Source organism: Pseudomonas sp. ICMP22404, assembly GCF_006227205.1.
Lineage (GTDB): Bacteria > Pseudomonadota > Gammaproteobacteria > Pseudomonadales > Pseudomonadaceae > Aquipseudomonas.
The window spans coordinates 1-3,790 of sequence record NZ_VCNG01000035.1; the positions used below are offsets into that span (position 1 = coordinate 1).

Annotated in this window: 1 protein-coding gene; it reads right to left on the minus strand. The window is 66.4% G+C overall.

The annotated features are described in order from the left end of the window. Positions 1–3,790: non-ribosomal peptide synthetase (locus FGE05_RS29460; RefSeq protein ID WP_139650421.1), on the minus strand; the 3,790-nt coding region annotated here is incomplete at both ends.

Here is a 3,790-nt window from a genome sequence, read left to right on the forward strand (position 1 = left end):
CAGGCTGCGCTCGGCGCAGATGGCCACGCGCTGATCAGGTTGCACGCCGAGGGCGAGCAACTGCCGGGCCAGGTGGTTGGCGCGACGATTGAGCTGGCGATAGCTCAACTGGCGTTCTTCGCAGACCAGGGCCACGGCGTCGGGGTTGGCCTGTACCTGGGCTTCGAACAGCTGGTGGATCGGTTGCGCCGCACCGAAATCGCTGGCGGTGTGGTTGAAGTCACTGAGCAGCAACTGACGTTCGCTGGCGGGCACCACGTCGAGGCTGCTGGCGAGGCGTCCGGGGGACTGCTCCAGGGCGTCCACCAGGGCGGCCACGGCCTGGCCCAGGTAGGCGGCGATGCGTTGCGGATTAATGCCGGCGATAGCCTGGGCGGTCACGCAGAAATCATCGCCTTCATCTGCCACGGCCACTTCGATCGGATAATTGGTGCGGGCTTCGTTGCTGAGGAAGCGCACGCCGTCCCAGGCCAGGACCTGATCGGCATTGGCCAGCGAACCGCCGTCGGTCTGGTGGCGGTAGTTGAGCAGTGTGGTGAACAGTGGCAGGCCAGGGCCGACGCCACTGCAGCGTTGAGCCAGGGCCAGGGAGGTCTGTTCGTGGTTCAGCAGTTCGCTGAGGTCGCGGTAGGTTTCGTCCACCAGCGCGGCCACCCCGAACCCAGCCAGTCGGACCCGCACCGGCAAGGTGTTGATGAACACCCCCAGCGCCCGGTCGGCGCCCACCGAGCCTTGCAGGCGGCCGGCGACCACGGTGCCGAACACCACGTCGTCGCGGTCGGTGCAGCGGCCGAGTACCTGGGCCCAGGCGATGTGGAACAGCACGGCTGGCGTGACGCCGGCCGCACGGGATTGGGCGCGGATCCGCTGGCTCAGGGTCGGATCGAGACGCACGCTGGTTTCGGCGACTTGGCTGCCGTCACCCTGGACATCCAGTACACCGAACGGCGCGGTGGGTTCGTCGACAGTCCCCAGGCGTTGGCTGAAGTAGGCTTCATGGGCCTGGGGCGACGTCGCCAGGACCTGGGCGACGAATTCCCGATAAGGCATCGGCGGCGGCAGGCTGTCGCCCTGGCCTTGCAACAGGGCCTGGACTTCTTCGAGGACGATGCCCAGGGACACATGGTCGCTGATCATGTGGTGGTCGAGCAGGGCCAGCAAGCAGCGTTCGGAGTGCGGAATCCGGGCGATGCAGGCCCGCATCAGCGGCGCCTGCTGCAAGTCCAGGCGCAGGTGCCGGGGATCGCTCAAGCGTTCCAGTTGGTCGCGCGGGTCTTCATCGGCGGCCAGGGCGATGTGCTGCAGCGGCAGCGTGGCCTGGCGTTGCACCACCTGTACCGGCTGCGGCTGGCCGACCCAATGCACGGCGCTGCGCAGGATGTCGTGGCGGTCGATCACCTGCTGCAAGGCACCGATAAAGGCCTCGAGACGCGCGTGGCTGTCGAATTCGATCAGCGAACGGACCAGGTACGCATCGCCTTCGTGTCCCAGCAGATGATGGAACAGGATGCCTTGCTGCAACGGGGCCAGCGGGTAGATGTCCTGGATATTGGCGGCCCCGCCCGGTACGGCGGCGACGATGCGTTCGAGCTGGGCCTCGCTCAGCTCCACCAGGGGCAGCATGTCGGGCGTCAGGGCGGTGCAGGCGTCCGGAATCCGGTTGGCCGGTGCGAGGAACGGCGCGTCATGGCTGCGGCTCAGGGCCTGGGCCATTTCCCGCACGCTGGGGGCGGTGAACACGGTGCGCACGCTGGCGCTCAGGCCATGCTGGCGCAAGCGGTCGATCAGGCTCACGGCCAGCAGCGAATGCCCGCCGAGTTCGAAGAAGCGGTCGTGACGGCCAATCTTGTCGATGCCCAGCAGGTCTTGCCAGACGTTGGCAACGATCTGTTCAATCTCGCCCCGTGGGGCCTCGTAGGCGCGGCTGGCGAACGCTTCCTGGCCCGGCGCGGGCAGGGCGCGGCGGTCGAGTTTGCCGTTGGGGGTCAGCGGCAGCGCTTCAAGCTGGACGAAGGCGCTCGGCACCATGTACTCGGGCAGCGCCGCCAGCAGTACGGCACGCAATTGCTCCACCGGCACCGGCTCACCGCACAGATAGGCGACCAGCCGTTTGCTGTCGGACTGCCCCGGCTTGCTTTCCTGGGCAACCACCACCGCTTCGCGGACACCGGCACAGCCGGCGAGGACGGCTTCGATCTCCCCCAGCTCCACGCGGAAACCGCGGATCTTCACCTGATCGTCGTTGCGTCCCAGGTATTGCAGGGTACCGTCGGCGCACCAGCGGCCAAGGTCGCCGGTCTTGTACAGGCGTGCGTCCGGATCGGTGCTGAACGGGTCGGCGATGAAACGCTCGGCTGTCAGTTCGTGGCGATTGAGGTAGCCGCGAGCGACACCGACGCCGCCGATGTGAATTTCCCCGGCGACCCCCATGGGGACCAGGTTGCCGAGCGCATCCAGCACGTGCAGTTGAGTGTTGCGTAGCGGCTTGCCGATGGAACGGAAATCGTCGTGCTCGCTTTCCATGCGGCGGATCGAGGCGTTGACCGTGGCTTCGGTCGGGCCGTAGGCATTGAACAGCGCCGGGCGATGGCCGGCGCGGGCGAACCACTGGCTCACGGCCTGCTTGCCCACCGCTTCGCCACCGATCATGAACTGACGCAGGCAAACGGGCAGGGCGACATGGGCGTCTCGGGCGACCTGTTGCCAGAACACGGTCGGCAGGTTGGCGACGCTGATTGCATGCTGCTCGCAAAGCGCGGCGAAGGCAGCGGTGCCGGCGATCCAGGCATCGCTGCGCAGTACCAGGGTGGCGCCGGACAGCAAGGCGCCAAAGATCTCTTCCACCGACATGTCGAAGGTCATGGTGGCGAATTGCAGGATGCGATCCTGGGGGTTGAGGCCGTAGCGTTCTTGCAGGGCACCGATCTGGTTGCACACCGAGCGGTGTTCGAGCATCACGCCTTTCGGCTTGCCGGTGGAGCCGGAGGTGTACATGACGTAGGCCAAGTGCCGGGAGGTCAGGCCCTCGACCCTTGGATTGCTGTCATCGCCATCAGTCGAGTCGTCCAGCAACAGCTGCGGCATGTGCAGCGCCGGCAGTTGTTCGGCCATGGTTTCGATCAGGTAACCCTGGGTGAGCAGGACCCGCGGCGTGCTGTCGTCGAGCATGTGCTGCAAGCGGTCCTGCGGATAGTTCGGGTCCAGCGGCACGTAGGCGCCGCCGGCTTTGAGAATGGCCAGGATGCCGATGATCATTTCCGGGCTGCGTTCCACCAGCAGGGCGGCCCGTTCATCCGGGCGCAGGCCAGCGGCGATCAGGCGATGGGCGATGCGATTGGCCCGGGTGTTGAGTTCGGCATAGCTGAGACTGACCTCTTCGGCCTGCACAGCGATGGCCTGGGGGCGTGCCTGTACATGCTGCTCGAACCATTCCTGTAGCAGTCGGCCTTCGGCAAACGGCGCGTGGGTCTGGTTGAAACCGCCGAGCAGTTGCCGGCGTTGTTGGTTATCCAGCAAGGGCAGCGTTGCCACCGGCTGCGTGGCGTCCTCCAGCATCCCGTCGAGCAAGTGCAGCAGGTGCTGGCCCCAACGGGCGATGGTGCTTTCGTCGAAGAGGTCGGTGGCGTATTCGAACTGGCCGCTGATGGTCTCGCCGTCGTCGTTGAGGGACAGGCTCACATCGAACTGGGTGGTGCCGGTGGGCTGGGCCAGTGGGCTCAGGCTCAAGCCTGGCAATTCCAAAGCCTGGTCCTGTGGCGTGTTGCCGAGCACCAGCATGGCCTGGAACAGC